The 19,981-nt window shown below is 60.7% G+C and carries 20 protein-coding genes; 5 read left to right on the top strand and 15 right to left on the bottom strand.

All coding sequences use genetic code 11. The features are described from left to right. Positions 1-2: 2 nt before the first annotated feature. The 8 genes from ACR30Z_RS16720 to ACR30Z_RS16685 all read right to left on the bottom strand — a co-directional run bounded on the left by ACR30Z_RS16720 (position 3) and on the right by ACR30Z_RS16685 (position 10,836). Entirely contained in the window at positions 3-1,031 is a 1,029-nt protein-coding gene (locus ACR30Z_RS16720; RefSeq protein WP_434373674.1) for an asparaginase, read from the bottom strand. Then, positions 1,028-1,756: a FadR/GntR family transcriptional regulator gene (locus ACR30Z_RS16715; RefSeq protein WP_144652871.1), complete on the bottom strand. Its 729-nt coding sequence runs from the start codon at positions 1,754-1,756 to the stop codon at positions 1,028-1,030. Before ACR30Z_RS16715 ends, ACR30Z_RS16720 begins: the two co-directional genes overlap by 4 nt. Positions 1,757-1,848: 92 nt before the next feature. Next, positions 1,849-5,247 carry a DEAD/DEAH box helicase family protein gene (locus ACR30Z_RS16710; protein ID WP_434373672.1) on the bottom strand — a complete coding sequence of 1,133 codons (3,399 nt, stop codon included), beginning with the start codon at positions 5,245-5,247 and terminating at the stop codon, positions 1,849-1,851. Positions 5,248-5,317: 70 nt separating this feature from the next. Next, positions 5,318-6,583, bottom strand: coding sequence for a HipA domain-containing protein (locus tag ACR30Z_RS16705; RefSeq protein ID WP_434373670.1), 1,266 nt, complete (start codon positions 6,581-6,583; stop codon positions 5,318-5,320). 23 nt (positions 6,584-6,606) lie between these two features. Then, entirely contained in the window at positions 6,607-6,831 is a 225-nt protein-coding gene (locus tag ACR30Z_RS16700) for a helix-turn-helix domain-containing protein (protein ID WP_434373668.1), read from the bottom strand. Between the two features lie 106 nt (positions 6,832-6,937). After that, entirely contained in the window at positions 6,938-8,131 is a 1,194-nt protein-coding gene (locus ACR30Z_RS16695) for a restriction endonuclease subunit S (protein WP_434373666.1), read from the bottom strand. Further along, positions 8,128-9,624, bottom strand: coding sequence for a type I restriction-modification system subunit M (locus tag ACR30Z_RS16690; RefSeq protein ID WP_434373664.1), 1,497 nt, complete (start codon positions 9,622-9,624; stop codon positions 8,128-8,130). Before ACR30Z_RS16690 ends, ACR30Z_RS16695 begins: the two co-directional genes overlap by 4 nt. Positions 9,625-9,720: 96 nt before the next feature. Beyond that, positions 9,721-10,836 (bottom strand): thermonuclease family protein, encoded by a 1,116-nt coding sequence (locus ACR30Z_RS16685; RefSeq protein WP_434373662.1) that lies wholly within the window; start codon positions 10,834-10,836, stop codon positions 9,721-9,723. A 208-nt stretch (positions 10,837-11,044) separates the two neighbouring features. On the opposite strand from ACR30Z_RS16685, the gene ACR30Z_RS16680 reads away from it, so the two are divergent. The 4 genes from ACR30Z_RS16680 (at position 11,045) to ACR30Z_RS16665 (ending at position 12,763) form a co-directional block, all read left to right on the top strand. Beyond that, positions 11,045-11,551 (top strand): hypothetical protein, encoded by a 507-nt coding sequence (locus tag ACR30Z_RS16680; RefSeq protein ID WP_434373660.1) that lies wholly within the window; start codon positions 11,045-11,047, stop codon positions 11,549-11,551. Positions 11,552-11,626: 75 nt separating this feature from the next. Further along, positions 11,627-12,040, top strand: coding sequence for a hypothetical protein (locus tag ACR30Z_RS16675; RefSeq protein WP_434373659.1), 414 nt, complete (start codon positions 11,627-11,629; stop codon positions 12,038-12,040). Next, positions 12,027-12,236 (top strand): hypothetical protein, encoded by a 210-nt coding sequence (locus ACR30Z_RS16670; RefSeq protein ID WP_434373657.1) that lies wholly within the window; start codon positions 12,027-12,029, stop codon positions 12,234-12,236. Before ACR30Z_RS16675 ends, ACR30Z_RS16670 begins: the two co-directional genes overlap by 14 nt. Positions 12,237-12,301: 65 nt before the next feature. Beyond that, on the top strand, positions 12,302-12,763 hold the full coding sequence (locus ACR30Z_RS16665; protein ID WP_434373655.1) for a DUF3817 domain-containing protein: 462 nt from the start codon (positions 12,302-12,304) through the stop codon (positions 12,761-12,763). A 169-nt stretch (positions 12,764-12,932) separates the two neighbouring features. On the opposite strand, the gene ACR30Z_RS16660 is transcribed toward ACR30Z_RS16665, so the two are convergent. The 6 genes from ACR30Z_RS16660 to ACR30Z_RS16635 all read right to left on the bottom strand — a co-directional run bounded on the left by ACR30Z_RS16660 (position 12,933) and on the right by ACR30Z_RS16635 (position 18,217). Continuing rightward, the gene (locus tag ACR30Z_RS16660) at positions 12,933-13,349 is read right to left on the bottom strand and encodes a hypothetical protein (protein ID WP_434373653.1); all 417 of its coding nucleotides are present in this window, start codon (positions 13,347-13,349) and stop codon (positions 12,933-12,935) included. Between the two features lie 228 nt (positions 13,350-13,577). Then, complete coding sequence (locus tag ACR30Z_RS16655; RefSeq protein ID WP_434373651.1) at positions 13,578-14,393, bottom strand: hypothetical protein; 816 nt, start codon at positions 14,391-14,393, stop codon at positions 13,578-13,580. Positions 14,394-14,518: 125 nt separating this feature from the next. Then, entirely contained in the window at positions 14,519-15,142 is a 624-nt protein-coding gene (locus tag ACR30Z_RS16650) for a DUF6318 family protein (protein ID WP_434373649.1), read from the bottom strand. A 235-nt stretch (positions 15,143-15,377) separates the two neighbouring features. Further along, positions 15,378-15,755, bottom strand: a complete 378-nt coding sequence (locus ACR30Z_RS16645; protein WP_018779945.1) for an RNA-binding S4 domain-containing protein — start codon at positions 15,753-15,755, stop codon at positions 15,378-15,380. Positions 15,756-15,914: 159 nt separating this feature from the next. Next, positions 15,915-17,018 (bottom strand): sulfite oxidase, encoded by a 1,104-nt coding sequence (locus tag ACR30Z_RS16640; protein WP_434373646.1) that lies wholly within the window; start codon positions 17,016-17,018, stop codon positions 15,915-15,917. Positions 17,019-17,182: 164 nt separating this feature from the next. Further along, positions 17,183-18,217, bottom strand: coding sequence for an aldo/keto reductase (locus ACR30Z_RS16635; protein WP_434373644.1), 1,035 nt, complete (start codon positions 18,215-18,217; stop codon positions 17,183-17,185). A 278-nt stretch (positions 18,218-18,495) separates the two neighbouring features. Here ACR30Z_RS16635 and ACR30Z_RS16630 point away from each other — a divergent pair, with 278 nt between their 5' ends. Continuing rightward, positions 18,496-18,987, top strand: coding sequence for a flavin reductase family protein (locus ACR30Z_RS16630; RefSeq protein WP_434373642.1), 492 nt, complete (start codon positions 18,496-18,498; stop codon positions 18,985-18,987). 26 nt (positions 18,988-19,013) lie between these two features. On the opposite strand, the gene ACR30Z_RS16625 is transcribed toward ACR30Z_RS16630, so the two are convergent. Continuing rightward, positions 19,014-19,925 (bottom strand): hypothetical protein, encoded by a 912-nt coding sequence (locus tag ACR30Z_RS16625; protein WP_434373640.1) that lies wholly within the window; start codon positions 19,923-19,925, stop codon positions 19,014-19,016. Positions 19,926-19,981: the final 56 nt, after the last annotated feature.

The following is a 19,981-nucleotide window of genomic DNA, read 5'->3' as shown; positions in this document are numbered from 1 at the left end:
GTTTAGTTGCTGAAAATTTGGGCTGCGCGGAGCTCGCCGACCGGAAGGCCGCCGCCCAGCACAGGTGGGCTCTGAAGCGTGTCCAAGCTGCCGCCGTCGACACCCAACCGGCGAAGAACCTCAACGGTGACGGGCATGCGGGCGCGATCGCCGCCGTCGGAAATCTTGACCGCCAGCCCGGTGCCATTCGGGAGGCCGACCAGCTGGAGGCCTTCGAAGCCGTCCTTGGCAAGCAACCCGGGGACCGCACGCATGAGGGCGGTGACATCGCGGCCTTCGCCGGCCACCATTTCCGGGAAGCGGCGCATGGCGTGGGCAACCTTGCCCTCGTTGGTGTCCTCGTCGGCCGCGGCGAGGCGGCCGTAGGCGCGGGCCATGCCGTGCAGGGAATGCGCAAAAAGCGGCGTCCCGCAGCCGTCAGTGCTGACTGCCGCGGCTTCCTCGCCGGTCAACTCCGTGATGGTGTCGCGGACCAGGACCTGCAGTGGGTGCTCCGGGTGCAAGTACCCCTCCACAGGCCAGCCGTTGACGACGCAGACAGCAGTCATTGATGCGTGCTTGCCGGAGCAGTTCTGCGCGATCTGGGTGGGTCCGTTGCCTGCGCGGAGCCATTCTTCACGTTCCGCGACGCCGTACGGCAAGTCCGTGCTGTTGCCCAACGCCGCTTCGGTGAGGCCGTGCAGCCTCAGGATTTCGGTGGCGCCGTCGCGGTGCGTCTTTGCGCCGGAGTGGCTGGCGGCCGTCAGGGCGAGGAGTTCCTGGGGGATGTCCAGGCCGGCTTTGAGGAGCGCCACGGCCTGCAGGGGCTTCAGGCTTGAGCGCGGGTACATCGGGGCGTCCGGCTCGCCGGCATCCATCGCTGTGTTGCCGTCGGCTTTGAGCGCGATCAGTGAGCCGTAGTGGATGCTCTCCACCAAGCCGTCGCGGGTGACCTCGACAAGCGGGACGTGGTTTGGCGCTTTGATGTTCTGCGTCGCGGCCTGATGGGCCGGTGCTGCGGGGACGGGCATGGTGTCCTTTGGGTGTGTCATTTGTTGAGGATCGTGTCCAGTGCAACGCTGACGGCCTGAAGATGGTCGGCCATCGCCTTGCTTGCTGCTTCAGAGTCGCCGGCTTCAATAGCGTTGAGCACGGCCACATGTTCCTCGTCCGAGCGGTGCTGCCTGTCAGCAACGAGGTTGAGGGTTTCCGACTGGTGGGCCAGCGCTTCGCGAATATCCGAGACGACGCTGGCGAACACGCGGTTTCCGCTGGCGCGGGCGACGGCGGAGTGGAAGGTGGCGTCCAGGTTCACCCACGCTTCGGGGTCGTTCTCGTTGAGCATTTCCTGGACGATGTCCTTGAGGTGCTCAAGCTCTTCATCCGTCCGCCTTTGTGCGGCAAGTCCGGCCGCCGGGATTTCGATGTGCGGACGTGCCTCGTTAAGATCACGCGCACTGTACTGGCCCAAGGTAAGGTCGTTAGCAACCTTGTTGGCCACAATGAACGTGCCCTTGCCAGTCTTGGTCATGGTGAGGCCCAAGGTGTTGCAGGACCGCAGCGCTTCTCTGATGACGGAGCGGCTGACGCCGTATTGTGCCGCGAGCGTCGCTTCAGAGCTCAGCTTGGTGCCGATGTCGAACTGACCGCCCTCGATGGCTCGCCGGAGGGCCGCAAAGACCGCTTCAGCTGCGGAAATGCGTGAGATAGGCGTATGCGCAGCGGAGTTGCCCGGGAATTCGGGTTGTCCGGCTGTCCGGCTGTCTGACAGGTTCACGCTTTGAATATGGCACGGGTCACAAGGGGCTGTCAACGCTGAAAGAACCGCTTCACGGTTGGGGGGTCGACGGCGGCAGCTGCCGTGGGTTTTCAGCTCACCTTCGCGTGGTTCTCAATGGAGCGGAGGATGCTGATCAGCTGCCCGATTTTTTCATCGCCGAACAGCACATCCGGCCCGGACGGGGCCAGCTCGTTGTACGGGGAATTGAACAACGCCTTCGGGCTGACCTTTCCGTTTTCCATCAGGTGATTGGTCAGAACGTTGAGGAAGTTGAGCTGCTGGGCTGTGAGCGTAGTACCAGCCACAAACTCTGACAACGCTTCCTCGACGGCCTCGCGGTCCAAACCAACCAGGGAACGGACAAAGAGGCCGAGGCCATCGTTGGCGGCACGATTCAAGTCTTCAAGCGAACCCAAACCGCTTTCCAGAAGAATGCGTTCAAGCTCGGCGAGGTCCAACGCCGTCAGTTGCTTGTTACGCCGGAGCCGTTGAATGGTTGCATGCTCCTCGTATTGCGCCAAGTACGAACGCATTTTTTCTTTGTACCGAGGGAGGTCGACGAAGCCATTGGTTGTCCCCACCAGTTCGACTTCCTCAAGCACGCCGAGCTCGTCCTGGAAGTTTGTGTAGACCACTTTGCGCTTCCGCTTCTCGATCAGATGGACCAATCCGCGGAGCCGCTTGCGGATGTCCTCCAGCCATTCCAACGAAACGGATTCCCATTCGTCGTCGTGGAGAATGGTTTCCAGCAGGGGCAACTGAGCGGCGATGGCCGGGATGCTCTGCTGGTCCTGCAAGGCCGAGGCGATGGCTTGGATCTTTATCCGGAACGGCCCAACCGCCGATCCCTGCAGCGACGCCAACTCTGCCTGAAGCATCAGGTAGTCGAACCGCCTGGCCTCTTCCGTGTCCGCAGGCGCGCCGATGGTAGCGAGCCTGGCGATCTGGGTTTGCAAAGCTTGGAAGTCCTCGGCTGCCAACGATTTCCAGGCTGCTTCTTCGGCGAACTTGTCCACCCATTTGCGTGCCGGTTTAACGAGGAAGTTGTCCAGCGGGAGCCGGTCAACTGCGTGTTTCAGGGTTTGCCGGAGGTCGGCAACAACGGGCGCTTGGGGGTCCCATTGAAGGTCAGTGAAAGTTTGCAGGAGCTGGACGCGCGCAGCGAACGTAGTCTCCGCGAGTGACTTACCCACAGAGCCTTCATTGCTGGGCATTCCCGCATTGAAGAACTCGGCGTTGCGGCAGAGGTCGAAGATAAAGAAGTCCTTCTTGTCCTCGCCCGGCCCATACAGTTCCGGCCGGAGTCGCGTTCCGCGGCCCACCATCTGCCAGAACTTGGTCTTGGACCGAACCATCTTGAAGAAGACGAGGTTGACGACGTCCGGCACGTCAACGCCGGTGTCCAGCATGTCTACCGAAATAGCGATGTGGGGATCACTCTCGGTGGTCGAGAATTGGTCGATGAGAATCTGGGCGTAGTTCACCTGATAGGTGATGACGCGAGCAAACTGACCCTTGTAAGCCGGGTAGTTCTTGTCAAAGCGTTCAGCAATGTACTCCGCGTGTCTGTTGTTCTTCGCGAAGATGATGGTCTTGCCCAGGCGATCCCCGCCGGCGACTTTGTGGCCGCGGGTCATAAGGACTTCCAGCGCCTTATCCACTGTATCGGCGTTAAACAGCCAAGTATTGATAACGCTTGAATCGACAGAGTCCGGGATCTCGCCGTCTTCGTCCCATTCAAGCTCGTCCCACTGCTCTTTTTCAGCTTCTGGGAGGTCCTCGTACGAGATGCCTTGGTCAGGAAACTTCAGCGGAACCGGAACGACCCGCGGTGGCACAAGATATCCGGCCTCGATGGCCTCGCTGAGCTCATAAGCAAACGTTGGAACGTTGTCCTCGATGCCGAAAAGGCTGTAAGTGTTGCGGTCCACCTCTGACTGTGGCGTGGCTGTCAGCCCGATGAGGAGTGAATCGAAGTACTGGAAGATGGCCCTGTATTTTTGGTAGACCGACCTGTGGGCTTCATCAACGATGATGAGGTCATAGTGGCCAATGCCAAAGGTCCGCTGGCCAAGCTTTCCCTCGGTCCGGTTGATGAGGTTCATCATCGTCGGATATGTAGCCACATGGATGCGGCTGTCTGCTTCGTCGCCCGAGCCCAGAATGACAGGGCTGGAACCGGGAAGGTGGGCCTTGAACGCGTTGGCCGCTTGCTTGACCAACGCAACCCGATCCGCGAGGAACAGAACGCGTTTGGCCCAGTTGGCTTCCTGCAGGAGCTTGGCGAGTGCGACGACGGTGCGCGTCTTGCCCGTGCCTGTCGCCATGACTACAAGCGCCTTGCGCTCGAAGTCCTTTTCGTAGGCTTCCGTGACGGCCCGGATGGCGTTGTGCTGGTAGGGGCGTTCGACGATGGAGTTGTCGATTGCCTGTTCAGCGAGAGGCTTTCGGCTCTGACGGCGGTTGATCAGCAGTTGAAGTTGATCCCTGGTGTGGAAGCCCTGCAACGAGCGCTCCGGGTACATGGTGTCGTCCCAGATCCATGTCTCGTAACCGGAGGTGTAGTAGATGATCGGTCGTCGACCATAGCGACGTTCCAGGCAGTCGGCGTACAGCTTGGCTTGTTGCTTCCCTACATGGGGATCCTTGGTTGTCCTTTTCGCCTCGACCACTGCGAGGGGCAGCCCGTCAGCGCCCCACAGCACGTAATCCACGTAACCCACTCCGCTGAGCGTCCCGCTCGCCGTGGGCATGGTGTCTACCTTGAACTCGCGGTCTTCTGTATTGGTGAGCGGCCAGCCTGCCTCGTTCAGCTCAAGATCGATGAGGTGCCTGCGGGTCAGGGCTTCGTCATAGTCGTGGTGGTCAGGGACGGTCTGGTTCTGTTTTTTGGCCTCCGCGACTTCAGCCTGCAGAATCTCCAGCTGGGCCTTAAGGTCTGCCGAATCCGCTGCTGCTTGTGCAAGGGCCTCGTTTTGGGCTTTGAGTTGGCTCTCGAGTGCCTGGAGTTCTTCGGGCGACTGCTGCTGTGCCGGCGTCTTCGGCTTTGGGGCCAGGATACTGGCGTCGAAGACCAACGACGGCGGCAGCTGGCTACCGGCTTTGGCGTAGTTCCTCGCGAGCCAATAGCAAACGTGGTGCAGCTCGCGGAGCACGAGCTCAGCGCCTTGGATGGTGGGGCCAACGGAATTGTGGACCGCATTATTGCCGGCTTTGCGAATGATCGTGAGCTTGTTGGCAATAGGACCGCCCACAAGATTCTTAAAGGTGGGCTCGTTCAGTAACGCGTTGAGGTCATCTTTGTAGGGGGTCACCAACCCGGGCTCCACTTGGTAAAGCCACTCAACAATACGTTCGATGGTGTAACGGGCGTAGAACACGGAAGCGCGTGGATCGACCCGGGCGAATTGTTCGGCCCGGCGTGCTTGCTGGGCCAACTCGGGCCACTCGCCCAGCATGAACCCAAAGTTGCTGGTAACTGCCCCCATGCAGCCGTCTCCGATCCGTTGCTCCGATGTCCTGAAGGTAGTCAATCACGGGACTGCGACCGTTAATGCCCTATTTCAGACCCGTGGCCTCGACGAGTGGCAGCAGTCGTACCTTCGCAATAGTGTCATCGGTGATTTTCGGCAGGGATCCCAGCTGGGATTTCAGCTCTTCCCTGGCAGCTTCGAATGCTTCCACTATGCCGCGAGAATAGTGTTCGACCATTTCCCGGGCTGCTTCAGCATCAACGCCAAACTGAGTGCTTGTCGAGACCAGCATCTGCTTGCTGATCTTCTGAAGCCTGTATTCGGCTTTCACACTCATGGCCAAGTCGATACCTGAGTCCGCGTCCCAATACGGGGCATAGGTGGCGAGGTCGTAGAGGGGCGATAGCTGCGCTCTACTGCCATGGAGGAGGAGGGAGTAGTTTTTGGCGTGCGCGTCGGTGCAACCGGCCACGGTGTTGAAAACAAAGGCCCGGTACAGCCCTGCTCCTGCTGCTCGGCGGTCCGCTTCAAAAGGAAGCGATCGGATAAGGGCGGCCATATCGCTCGCGCCCGGCCCGCCGTCACGGTGCTGGTATTTCTTGGCTGGAGAAACGCTCAATGCCTGGCAAAAGTCTTCTTGATGGATGCGGCGCCAGGTTCCACCCACTTCCTGGCGGTCATAGCGACGTGTCACAAAGACGTCCCAGTTGCCGATGCGGCGGAGTTCGGACTTGGCCACCTCGAGCCCCAGAAAAGCTGCTGCCCTCATGGTCAGCTGTTCCACAATATCCAAGCGACTGAATGTGCCAGCTGCCGGTTTGAGGATGTGCGTCGTGGGGGTAGCGTCTTCGGGTACCGCCCAGTCGCCGTTGGAAAGTTGGTGCAGGGCGATCTTTGGCTGAGCCCCGGCGAGGCTGAAGCGTCCTGCGGAGTCGTCGTAGGGCGTGCCGTCTTTGTACTCAGTCACGACGTGGTCCAGCATCTTGGCCACATCCCTGTCCGAAACTGGCTTCACCGCCGTTCTTGCGAGGATGCCATCCGAAGATCCGGTGCCCGGCCGCATGAATTGGAGCGCACCCGCGACATCGGCACCGATATGTTCGAGGATGGTGAAGGGGTTGGACGGGGACACCCGGAACCGTCGGGCAATCGTCTGGAGGGCCCCTTCACTGTCGGGCAAGAGGCCCTGCAGAAAGGGCAGGACGTTGCGCTTCTTGTGGATTGTGGCGGCCAAGGGCATGGACAGTGACAGCGGGGTCGCGTTGGGGGCTGCCTGGTATTCGGGGTAGTAGCGGAACGTCAGATTCCCCGACGACGACTGTTCAACCCGGCCGCAAAGTGTCCCGTCCATGAACACTTCAAGAGCGCGCGCACTCACCACCGAACTGCGCCCGTCTTGCTGTCGCGTATGGCGATCTCGAAACCAAGGGCTTGAAAGACATCCATGAACTTGGACGTTTCCACCGATGCTTTACCGGATTCGAGATCGATGACAAAAGTGCGTGAGACGCTGGCCCGTCGGGCCAACTCTGCCTGTGACCAGGCTCGCTCTTCCCTGAGTTCCCGGACCAAGGGCCCTGCCTCTCGGACTGTACGCAATAGCTGCTCCTGTCGCCGTACGGCAACTTTGATGAATGTCGCCGTACGCCGACTTTAGCATTTGTTGCCGTACGGCGACAGACCTGTCTGATCGCCGGATTCCTGCCTAGAGTTCGCCCTTGAACGCGCGGCTCTGGAGCGAAGCGAAGAGCGCGTCCAATTCCGCCAGGTGCTTGCGGTGGGTTTCGTTCAAGCGCTCGACGGCGGCAACTCGGTTTGCGAAGGTCTGCTGCAGTGCGAGTGGGGGGACGCTCACTGGCATGTTCTTGATGATGCCCATATTCAAACCGCCCATAATCGCTCCCTTGGTTGTCTGCCTTAGATATGACCGAGCTGTTTCCGACTGAAGAAAGTATGCATGGAGCCATTCAGGCACTACGAGGTCCCGATTGAGCGTGATGCAGCAGAGATGCTTTGTGTTAATCGCCTTGGGAACGTCTCGTGGAACGACGGCGCATCGGCCAAGAGTCCCCATAATCGTGATGAGTAGGTCACCGGGCCAAACTCTATATCGCCGCAGTTGGTCGTATTTCTCTTCAGAGATGTATCGACGCTGCGCCCAAGCAAACGTGTTGGTGACGGCGTTGTCTATGCCTAGAACCGCCACTCCATCATCCGTAAATTCGCTTGTCAGCAGCTGACTGCCGAAAGGACCGGTTCTGATTGCTCCTTTTGGGGAGGCGGCGAGATCCTCAATAGCTAGTTCAGCAGACGTCGGAGAGGGGGAGCCGAACATGGAGTGGAAGATCGAGTGGGTGAGCGCGTCCAGGTGGGCGATGGCTTGGCGGCGCTTGGCGCGGAGTTCGTCGGCCTTGTCCAGAATCGCCGCAATCCGCTGCTGCTCGGCGATTGGTGGCAGCGGGATACGGATCGATTTGATCGACTTAGCCGACAAATGTTTGACGGTTGCGAACGGCGTTTGGTGCCAAATATCCATGAGTGGGTAGGGAAGAAAATGGTATAGATATCGTTGATCAAGGGTTTGAGCCTGTGCTGTGACCCTGCATACTCGTTGGTTGAGCAAAGCCGGCTCGCTCGTCCAGAGAGCACGATTGAAATCCCCGTCCATACCGACGAGGAGATCGCCCGGCTGAACTAAGTACTTTTCTTCGTAGGCGCCTCGGTAGCGCGTTTCCGTATATCCGCGAACCACATCGCGAATACGGATAAGGGGTATGCCGTCGGTATCAGAGAAGAGACTGGCATCGAATGCGAACCCGGACAGAATTTCAACGTGTTCACCAAGCAAGGCCGTCTGGCTGAGGTCACTTCTCAGTAGAGTCTGTGCACTTGAGCTCACTTCAGCAACTCCCGCAGCTCAGCCATCCCCTGCGTTATTTCAGACTCGAGCCCTTCCAGTGCGGCAAGAATCTCCTCAGGGGCAGCATGCTCGACCTCTTCGTACTCGATCTCCTTGTACCGGTTCAGCGACAGGTCGTAGTCGTTCGCCACGATCTCTGAAAGCGGAACACAGAAGGACTGTTCCGTGCGCGCCCGCTCAAGTTCCGCCGTCGTGCGCTGATTCCAACGTGAGAGGACGTCCTCAAGGTCGGAAGAGCCGAGCGGCGTCCGTTTGTCGTCGAGGCTGAACCCGTCCGACTTTACGTCGTAGAACCAGACGTTATCCGTGCCGCCGGAGTTGGTTTTCGTGAAGAAGAGGATGGCGGTGGAGACACCGGCGTAGGGCTTGAAGACGCCGGACGGGAGTTTGACGACGGCGTCGAGCTTGTGGCCTTCGACCAGTGTCTTGCGGAGGGACTTGTGTGCGCCGGTGGAGCCGAAGAGGACGCCGTCGGGAACGATAACCGCAGCGCGCCCACCTGGCTTAAGCAGCTTGATGAAAAGTGCCAGGAAGAGGAGTTCGGTCTTCTTCGTCTTGACGACGTTCAGCAACTCTTTCGACACATTCTCGTAGTCCAAGCTGCCGGCGAACGGCGGGTTGGCGAGGATGACGTTGTACTTCTCTTCCTCGACGGAGTGCAGGTCGGCAAGTGAATCGCGGTAGGAAACATCCGGGTTCTCGACCCCGTGGAGCAGCATGTTCATTGAACCGATGCGGAGCATGGTGGAGTCGAAGTCGAAGCCATGGAACTGCTCGTGATGGAAGAACTTGCTGGTCTCGTCATTGGTGAGGAGATTGCTGTTGTTCTTACGGAGGTATTCGCCGGCCTGAACCAGGAAGCCGCAGGTGCCAGCGGCCGGATCGCAGATGGCTTCGAGTGGCTGGGGTGCTGTCATCGCGACCATGAGGTCGATGATGTGCCGTGGGGTTCGGAATTGTCCGTTGGTACCCGCCGATGCCAGCTTCGACAACATGTACTCGTAGAGATCGCCCTTGGTGTCGCGGCCCTCCATGTTGATGGAGTCAATGACATCCACCACCTGCTTCAAGACACCCGCGTTCGGGATCTTGAACTGCGCATCCTTCATGTGGTGGCTATAAGTGGAGTCTTCGCCGTTGGACTGCTTGGTCAGCTCAGTTCGGAGGAACGGGAAGATGTTCTGCTGGAAGACCGTGAACATCTCAATCTGACCAAAGTCCTTGAAGTTCGACCAGCGGAGGTCCGAATAGGGGCGGCCCTGGGGGTCAACACCCTCGGGAAACACCGCGTTCTCGATCGGCTCGCCCAAGATGTTGGCCTGCTTCTCCGCCCGAGTCTGGTTCTCGTCCAGGCGCTTGAGGAACAGAAGGTACGTGATCTGCTCGATGACTTCCAGCGGGTTCGAGATACCGCCGCTCCAGAACGTATTCCAGACTTTGTCTACTTGGGACTTGATTTCACCTGTGATCACTCATGCGAGTTTAGTGCGTCCTCATGTGAGCCACGCCCATCGGTGAGAAGGCCTGGCATCCCCTAAGGGACACCAGGCCTTCAGCCAAGCCGGTTGTCAGCAGGGACGCCAGGACTTGCCGCCGGGAGCGTAGCAGCGGGGGCCCGTGTACCCCGGGTAGGGATTCGATTGGGCCGGTGGCGCCGGCGGTACGTAATTCTGAGCTGGCGGAACATACGGCTGGACTGGCGGAACATAGGGAGCTGGTACGGGTAAGTTGCGTATCCGTTCAGCCTCGGCAGCCGCTGCTGCTGCCCGAGCCTGTTCCGCCGCGGCGGCCTCATCGGCAGCCTTCTTTGCTGCCGCCTCTGCTTCCGCAGCAGCCTTTCGTTCTGCCTCCGCTCGCGCCACAGCGGCTACTCGTTCTTCCTCTGCCTTCTTCTCGGCTGCGGCAAGTGTCTTCTCTTGTTCCTTGAGCTGGTTGTGTGCAGACTCAGCCCGGGTTATTCCTGCGGTCAGGGCGGTCAACTTGGCGGTTGATTCGCTGGCAGAGTACGCCGCCCAAAGGATGGAGTTCTCTGTTTCTCTGGCTGCGGACAGAAGGTCCTTTGCTGCCTTGGCAGTAACGATGGCCGTCGCCAGTCCAGTAGCCGATGCTCCCGCTCCGGCCGACGTGGTTGCCGGCGCCGCACTCTGTGCCGCTGTCAGTGCTTCGTTGGCAGCTGCCAGTTGCGCAGGGAGGGTGCATTCGATGCCCTCTGCGAAGAGCCCGGACTTGGCAGTACGCGCTTCCTCAAAGGCGGCTTCGACAGGAGGCAGGAACTTTCGGTTTTCCCCGACGACCATTGGAACCCCCAGTCCCCGGCGTGCGATCTCTGCGTTGACCAGCTGGTTGCTGGCATTGAAGACCCCCGCCAAGGTTCTGCCGTATTTGTCATGGCGTTCGACGTCGAACTCCAACCTGACCTTGCTGCCCACCGGCAGTACTCCCTCGAGATGATCTGTCGCCTCCGGCCCAAGGCATTCGGTGGGCTTGTTCGGATCCTTAGTTTCCGGAGTATTGATGTTCAGCAGGCGAACTGTCTGATCGATGTTGTTGATGGATACGACTATGGTGTCGCCGTCGACCACCCTGACGACGGTTCCGCTGTCGGCATTGGCGGCAGCCGCCGCTACCAGGGAGCCAGTCACGATCGCGACTGCTGCCGTAGCTCCAATGATTAGCTTCCGCATGATGTCTGGCCTCCCACAACTGGGGCTTGAAGTGGAGGGTGGCTGTGGGACAGCCGGTTCTGGGTGCGCAAATAGTCCCCCTATTTATGCGAATGGAGTGATGAGTCGGCTGCTCAGCAGCCGTGAACACTTTAAGCTACAAGTGGTCTTGGCGAGGCTTCGGGCCGGTGGTAGCGGGATGTGTGACGGGTGCTTGACACAATGGATCATGCTCTTCACCAAAAAGACCCTCATTGAGGACGGATTCACCGGATTTCGCGTGTTCGATGAACTCGATCTCATGCGCGTCCCCCAAGGTCCCGGCGTCTTCTTCATCCTTCGCCCCGCTGATTTCGAACCCATCTTCCTGAGTAAGAGCACCGCCGGCACGTTCAAGAAGAAGGACCCATCTCTGAAACGCGAAGCACTTGAGGCCGAGTGGCTTACAGACGCGTCAGTGCTTTATATCGGCAAAGCCAGCGCCGGAAGCCAGGGCAACCGAGGGCTACGCAAGCAAATCCAGGAGTTCATGGATTACGGCCGCGGACGACCCACCGTCGTCTGGGATGCCCGGCTTATTTGGCAGCTCCGCGATGCCATGGACTTGGTCATCGCCTGGAAGGAACTCCCCGCCTCCGAGGTCAACGCTGCCGAAGCTGCGTATCACGCTGAATTTGTTGCGACTTTCGGGCGGCTTCCGTTCGCGAACCTGGTTCAGGCCCGCACCAAGAAGTAGTGAGCATACGACGGCGTCAGGTGAGTTGCGTCGTCGGCCTGCCGCCCGCAGCGCATCCGGCGCATAATGTGATCCATGACGGCCCGCGACGCCCATGGAAGCACACCGGACGGACTTCGAATCACAGTGGAGGCGCCCGTCCTTCGCGTAGGAGCAGGGGCTTCGGACTACGAGGGACTCACCAAGTACGTTGACTTTCTCCGCAAGCCGCAGGGTTTGCACATGACGCTGCTGCACGTGGGAATCCTCGACGATCTTGCCAGTGACATTGCCACATGGACCAAGGGGCGTTCAGCGGCGGATGCGGTGGTCCCGGAAATCGCCAGCTGGTTGACCGAGTTGCCAGTGATGGAAGGGTTCCTGGGGAAGTCGGACAAACTGGTTCCCTTGGGTGGCGGGCGCCTCATGGGACTCGAGGTGGAGGTGCCCCCAAGACGTACACGACTACCAGGCACTCTTGGTTCAGGGTCTCCACGTGCTCTTAGATGAGCTTGGTATCGACAACATTGACGACTTCATCCTGAGTTCACCCGCCCTTGGCTACAGGTCGCCCCGGTGGCTGCCCCACATCGCGGTTGGCAAGGCGCGAACCCGGCACGAGCCAACCATGGAGATCGCACCCGTGGCGATTGAGTTTGGCGATTCCCGGATCCGGAACCGGGCCGCCCTTCCAACGCAGGGGTGATTCTGGAGGAGTGCGTCCACCACGGTAAATTGGGTGTGTCTCCCGTTTCCCACCAGAGGACTTCCATGCAGCCCCGCACTTTGTTCCGTACCGTCGCTTTTGCCGAGGCCGTGACATGGACGCTGTTGCTGATCGGGCTGTTCCTTAAGTACGTCACGCGAACCACCGATGTTGGCGTGAGCATCGCCGGCGGCATTCATGGATTCGTGTTCCTTTGCTACGCCGCGACCGCGGCCTTCACATGGATCAATCAGAAATGGTCCATGCGCACCGGTTTGCTGGCCATCGGCTCAGCCGTGATTCCCTACGCCACTATCCCCATGGAGAAGTCACTCGACCGTCGTGGCCTCCTCGATGGCGGATGGCGTTTGGCCGCTGGGGGAGAGCATCCCCGCGGTGGCTTTGAGAAAGCTCAGGCGTGGGTTCTTCGCAATCCGATCCTCGCGGTTGTGGTGACCTTGGTTGCTGTGGGTGCAGTGTTCAGCTTCCTGTTGTTCATGGGCCCTCCAGGCACCTGGTTCTCCTAGGATTCAGCTGGCGGAAAGCATCGGTTCTTTGGAACTGGTGCTTTTCTTCTTTAGGGCTCACTCCCGGCGTTGGCCTTCACACCCACTTTGAATCCTGGACGGCCTGGACACGCCGTGTTGTGGGTGTGTTGCCGGGGCGTCGGTGGTCAAGTGGTGGTGGGGCTGCGTGTTAGGCATGGGGATCGTAGAAGCATGTCGGCCCGCCGACGGGAATCCAGTCCTGCCACCCGGGGTTGGCTATCGTGCGGAGTGCCCGCTTCCAAATGACTGGACGGCCCTCTGTAGCGCCGTCTGCGGTGGCTGGACATTCCAGGGTCAAGCATCCGGCGTCCTTGGAGTCAGGACCCTCGTCACGGCAGTGGAAATCCGGCATGAGTTGATAGAGGCCATCGGCCGACACGATGGAACCCGACGCCAACTCTGGATATTTGGACGTCGGATCGGCCGACATCCGATCGGTAGTTGCCGAATCAGCCGGGTTCCCGCCGCTCTGGCACCCGCTCAAGAGAAGCACCCCCGTGATGGCCTGCGCCGCCGTGCGCCAGTGAACAGATGTTGTGACGCGGGCAATGAGGCTCAGATCCATGTGTTGGTCTCCCAGTGGTTTTGGCGATGTGTTGAGATGTGTCGAACAGCCTAAATCGGTTGAATGGAACCAGGCGATGTGATGGTCCGGGCCCTGTGGATATCGTTCGGAGTGGCGCCAAATCCGGTCTGGTCTACAGCGGTGGAACCGGTCTGTGACTCCACGGCTTTTGGGCATGTCGGAACGAGGCAGCCTTCATTCGTGAAGAGTGCCGGATCGCCGTCAGTCCTAAGTCCCGGGGCAGCCCCAGGAGTTGGGGTTTTGTTGGCAGGTGTCGGCGACGAGGGCTCTTTGTGTTTTCCAGACGTGGATGGTTTTGGTGGGTGTGGTCAGGTTCAGGGTTCCGTTGATGGGTAGTGGTGGGCCGTTGTTGACGGAGTAGGTGCCGATGAAACCGGTGGTGATGGTGGCGGGGTAGTTTCCGGTTTCGGTGTAGCTGTGGCTGGTGCGGGTGTCGGTGGTGAGCCATTCGGTTTCGGGGATGGGGTAGCCGGCGGCTGGTGTGGGGCCCAGGGTGGTGCCGTCTCCGTAGGTGTAGGTGTAGCTGGCCGGTGTGGCGGTGAGGTGGACGGCTTGGCCGAGGATGGTGATGTCGAAGGCCTGTTCGCCGGCGGTGGTGTAGAAGTTGGTGGGTCCTCCTTTGAGGGTGTGGGGGAAGGGCTGGACTTGGAGGGTTCCGGGGTTGATGGGGAGTTGGCGGAAGTCGTTGAGGATTCTGGCTGCGATGTTGGCCAGGACGTTTTGCGGCTCTGCGTCATAGAGACACGCGGGTTTACCATCGACAGGCTGCCAATCGGTGAATGTCGGGTTAGTGACGGCTTTCGGTGCTTTCAACCAGATGACAGGTGAGCCCTTCTCACCGTCGGGTGTTGTAGGTGGGCATTCAAGGGTCAGGCAGCCCATTTCGCGTGCGCCGGGGCCACCGAGACTGCATCGAAAGTCCGGCTTGTATTGGTAGGGATCTTCCCCGCCGGCATCATTGCCAAGCTCGGCGGTGGGTACTCCGGTTTTGCCATCGAGTATGTAGTGGGCGCTCAAGGTCATCCCCGTTTCGCCTCTATTCGCCCGGATTTCCGGCTCATCTGCCGCTATCGCGGCCGTTGGGCAAATCGGGACTAACAGCGCGATGCCGAGAAGGAGCATGCCCGCAGCGCATCGATGGATTCGCGTCATGAGCCCAAGATCAGGCCGTTGTCGATTACTTGCCAAGCGCCGTTTCTGAAGGTGACTTTTACGGCCTCGGCTGTGTTTGATGCTTCCGAGGTCCGCTGTCTGACAGTTGCATTTGCGTCCAGATAACCTATTTCCTCCTGGATAACCTGCACTTTGGCAACTTGGGAGCCAGCTCCCGGCTGCCAAAGCACCTCAATCCTAGGTACGGAAATCCGCCCTCCCACCAGCCAGCTTCCGCTGGCGTAGTTTGCATCGATGGCCTTCTTATAGGCGGCTCCGGACTCCGTAGCCGTATCAGTTGCCAGACTCCATGGGCCGAGGTCACCGGTCTCAGTCGCATAAGAGTACGTCGCGTACCAATACCCAATAAACGCTTCCAGTCCCGCCTTGGAGTTCTCCTTCGCCAGCTCGGGCATCACAGGCACCGGCACATTCTGGGCTTTCCCCTTCGCATCCGCCGGTTTGTACGCAGCCGACTGAGACGGAGCAGCCGAAGCAGCGGGTGACGAAGCGCTTGAGGTGGGCGACGCCGTCGTCGTGTGTGTTTCCGAAGGGCCCGCACCGGGCGACCCGTTCTGGCAACCGCTCAGAAGCACCGCCGCCAGGATGGACGACAACATGGCAGACGAAAGGCGTGACATGACAAGCTCCCCAACAGCTGTTCGACGGTGTGGCGGCCAGTCTAAGCAGCGTGCGCGGGGGGATTCACGTCAGAAAAATGGTCCTGTGGATAAGTGCCAGGTAATTTCTGCTGGATGATCGGGACGTCGATATCGCAAAATGCTTGGGATTCCGCGGTTTCTGGCCGGCGCCCAGCCTGATGATCCAGCAAAATTTGCGTGGTGCACCGCAAGGTTACCCCCGCAGCTTCTCCATATCCCTGCGGTCCTTCTTGGTGGGCCGGCCGGCACCGCGGTCGCGCTGGGGAAGGCCTAGCTTGGGCGCTACGGGGCGCGGCGGAGTGTGGTCGGTGAAACAGTGGGAGGCGGCTTCGGCTCCGACGCGCTTCGCGATGAGCCGCCGCACTTCGAGGATCCGTTCCCAACCCGATTCCCGCACACGGATGGTGTCGCCGATGATCACGCTTTGCGATGCCTTGACCGGATTGCCATTGATCCGGATGTGCCCCGCACGGCAAGCGGCCGTGGCTGCGGAACGGGTCTTATAGGCTCGGATCGCCCACAACCAGGCATCAACGCGGACGTTTGCTGGGGATGACGACGGAATACTCATGATCTGAACGAGTCTAACCGGGCGTCACGCGCACGACGAGAACGCTGGAAGAAGTCCGGAACGCGGGAAAGGTGCCGAGTTCGCTGGAACGCTCCACCGTACTCGCAACGTTCCAGCGAACTCGCACCGTCGCAGCGCTCTCAAGGGGCGCCAAGGAAACTACCGCACCGTCACCTCAACCCGCTGCGCCATGTTGTTCCCGATGCCCTGATAGTTCCACACCTGCTCGGTAGGCTGCAGCGCGCCCGAGGTATCCATCGCCCGGCACCGCAACACGTGTTCCCCTGGGCTCGCGACCCACACCATGGACCACGACCGCCACGCGAAGTCCCCCAGCGCCGGATCCAAGTGCGCAGGCATCCATTCGCCGTCGATCCCCACTTCCACCCGCTCCACTTCACCGTGCCCGGACCATGCACGGCCGTGCAACATCACCGGACCGGCGTCCACGATCCGTCGCCGGGTGAAGAACTCCGGGATCCCCGGCGGCACCATCAGGGAGCGCACGCGGATATGGGTAACAGGAATGCCAGGCCCGTCCGGACCCTGCAGATAGTGATAGGCCACAGACTGCTGCCACCCCATGAACCGCGATGTCACCGCTTCGATCGACGTCAACCACTTCACACTTGCCATCCCGTACCAGCCAGGGACCAGGAGCCTCAAGGGGAATCCATGCTGCAGTGGTAAAGGCTGGCCGTTCATGGCGTAAACCAGCATGACTTCCGGATGCATGGCCTCGGCGACAGAAAGACTGCGCGCATACGGCTCTTCGGCTCCGCCTTGGATGCCGTTATCGGCACCGGTAAAAACAAGTTCGACGGCGTCACTCGCCAACCCTGCCTCCTCCAGCAGCGGTGCCAGGGGAGTTCCGGTCCACTCGGCTGTGCCCACCGCGCCAAGCACCCACGGTTGGCTTAGGGGGCGGGGTTCCAGAAGCGAGCGGCCGTTGCCCGCGCATTCAAGAGTGACGGGCATGGTGACAGCCGGCCGGGCTTTGATGTCCTCGAGGGTGAGTTCAAGGGTATGGTCAACAGCCCCGCCCAGTCGCAACCGCCAAGTCTCAGGTGACAGGTGCGGGATGTCGAAGTGGATCAGCAGGTAATGCAGGCCCGCCGGGGTGATGTCGTCCTGCAGGGCCTCCAGCGGCATGGAATGGTTCCGCCCGGAAAGCTGCAGTTCTTCGTGGGTCAGGGGACCTTCGGTCGGCTGCCCGGGGGCTGCGGTTTTCGCTGCTCTTTGCTTGGTGTGGTGTTTGGACATGGGACGGCGGCGTTCTACTGGAAGCTAAACGCTGCGGAGTGCCGCAGCACTTAGGACAAGGATCACGCCGGGGGCGAACCTGCGTCAATACCTCGTTGCGAGGCCCGCTCTGCGCGCTTAGACGGGCGCAAAGAACGCAGAGTAGGCCCCACAACGGAAGGTGGCTACCGGCGTCGTAATTCCGGGTACTCAAGGTGCGGGGCAACGGTGCCGGCGTCGCGCTCCAGGAAGTTGACCGCGGGAGCCACGATGTCGTCGATGTCGTCGAGGATGGCTTCACTGAGCACCACATCCGCGGCCTTCAAATAGTCGGTGAGGTGGTCCTCCGTGCGCGGCCCGATAACAACGCTGGTCACTGCAGGGTGGTTTAGGGCGAAGGCGACGGCGAGCTGGATGAGCGTGAGACCGTGGCGTGCCGCAAGCTGCGCAAGAGCGTCGGCGGCGTGCAGCTTGCCTTGGTTGAAAGGCGCGTTCACGTCGAAGCGGCCGGGAACTGCCGCGGACCGGGAGCTCTCGGGCTGCCCGGCGCCAACGCGGTATCCGCCGGCCAGCCACCCGCCGTCGAGCGGACCGTAACTTAAGACCCCGACGCCGTACTGCTGGGTGATGGGGAAAACGTCGCGTTCGTTGGCGCGCACCAGGAGCGAGTACGGAACCTGGTCCACCACCGGCGGGGTCAGGTGGTTGGTGTTGGCGATCCACTGGGCCTCGACAAGTTGGGCGGGGCTGAACACGGAGGTGCCGTAGTAGAGGATCTTGCCCTGCCGGATGAGGTCGTTCAGGGCCGTAATGGTCTCAAGGAGGTCGGTGTTGTAGTCGGGGCGATGCGCTTGGTAAAGGTCGATCCTGTCGGTGTTCAGCCGCCTCAAGCTGTCCTCCACAGCCCGGACGATCCACCTGCGCGAGTTGCCTGCGTGCGCAGGGTTGGAACCCATCTGCCCGTGGAACTTGGTGGCGAGGAAGACGTCGTCGCGGCGACTGTGGATGGCCTGGCCCACGACGGTCTCGGCCTCGCCTTGGGAATAGATGTCCGCGGTGTCGACGCTGGTGATACCGGCGTCGAGGGCTGCTTTGATGATGCGGATGCTCTCGGCAGGACCTGTGGGTGCGGCGCCGGTGCCGAAGTTCAGGGTTCCCAGGGTGAGGGGGCTGATCAGGGCGCCAGTGCGTCCAAGCGTTCGTAGCTCGTTGAGGCTCATGTCGGCTTCCTGTGGTGGGACAGTGCTGGTGTCCACGCCTGAGTCAGCGGTGTGGACGGGATGTTCAATCGAGGCTACACACGGCCGTCGGAGGCATAAACGCAAATGGTAGAAGTTCTTCGTTTTTCGTCTTGCGGGGTAATGGAAGCGGCCTTACTTCGCGATATTTCTTGACATGCGGCAACACAAATGTCTTGCGGATCAACAAATATTGCCGTTCCGGGAAGCACGTGAATTATGGGAAGGGAACTCAAGCAACGCACGAAGGGGACAGCGGAATGACACAGACCACAGTGGAAGAAACGGCGGCCATCAAGGCAGCATTTGCGCAGTTCCCGTCCGGAGTTGCTGCTTTCAGCGCGATGGTGGACTTCACTCCGGAAGCGCTGGTGGCCTCGTCCTTCACGGTGGGAGTCTCGCTGGAGCCGCCGCTGGTGATGTTCGCGGTGCAGAACTCCTCAACCACCTGGCCCAAGCTCCGCCAGGCCCAGCGGCTGGGGGTTTCAGTCCTCGCCGAGGGACAGGAAGCAGCCGCACTTCAGCTGGCCTCCAAGACCCGTGATCGCTTTGCCGGGCTCGATACCAGCGTGAGTGATTCAGGCGCGGTTCTCATAGACGGCGCAGTGCTGGGTTTCGAATGCGAAGTTGTGTCGGAGACGCCCGCCGGGGATCACGCGATCGTTGTCCTGGAAGTCAAAGCCACCACCATCAACCTCGAGTCCAAGCCGCTCATTTATCACGGCGCGGGCTTCCGCCAGCTGGCAGCCTAGCGGTCGCTGCGCAGCGGGGTCGTCAACTAGGAATTGCGGCTGGCGCTGCTCAGCGAACCTTTACGGATTGGGCTCGGAGCTTTTCCATTCTTGGAATTGTTCGTGCCCGACTTCTTTGCCCCGTTCCCTTGTGCTGGGCTCTTGGCGTCGCTGGGGGTCGAGGGTGCGTTGTCAGGGCGCTTGGCGGGGGCGTCGGGGCGTTTTGGGCTGGGTGTTTTGCCGTTGGGTGACGGAGCGGGATCGTCAAGGTCGCGCACTGTCACCTTGATGGATGGCGGCTGCCCGGCCTTTGCGCGGGCGGCGGCGCGTTCGTCAGCTTCAGCGACCGCGTCTGCCCAGTCCTTCGAGAGGACCGGTGGCTCCTTCGCGGCGGCCACAACAATGGGATGGTGTGCAGTCTGGTGTTCGACCACGGTCTTGACTTCCGCCGGCTTGGGCAGGTTGCGGGGGTCCACCTTTGCCTTCCACGCGCCGTCCTTAACTGCAGCTGACGCACCCGAGAGTCGACGTCGAACATCACCAAGGAGGTCCCGTTTAGGGGCCGCCGGTGCGGACGGTCCAGGTGCCGCAGGTTTCGGTGCCGCAGGTGACGGTGCCGCAGGTGTCGGGGCCGAAGGCTGCACCTGGGGCGTGGACGCCGTCTCCAGGTAGGCGAGGTCGTCCAGCGGGGACTCAACCGAAGGGGCAGAATCAACGACGCCGGAACTCGCCGGAACCGGGACGCGCGCCGGCCGCGGGGGCAGGTGAACGATGGGAGTGGTTTCCTTCTTGGGGAAGATCCCAATCAGTGCCAGGAGGACAACCGATACAAGTCGCCCCACTCCGGCCACGACCAGAGTGATGATGATGATCAACCCGAGTCCGAGGAACATGAGGACTGCGAGTCCCAGCGTTCCCAAGTACGTCAGGTTGATGGCGAGTGTTGTCGGATCCTCCACGTAGCCTCCCCTGGCTGTCGTTTTGTGATGCGCGCATTGCCCACCCAGCTTGCTTA

Origin of the sequence: Paenarthrobacter sp. FR1, assembly GCF_051106045.1 — a bacterium.
In the GTDB taxonomy this organism is placed as follows: domain Bacteria; phylum Actinomycetota; class Actinomycetes; order Actinomycetales; family Micrococcaceae; genus Arthrobacter; species Arthrobacter nitroguajacolicus_A.
Note: the sequence above shows the minus strand (reverse complement) of the source record. Positions and strands in the feature narration are given on the sequence as shown.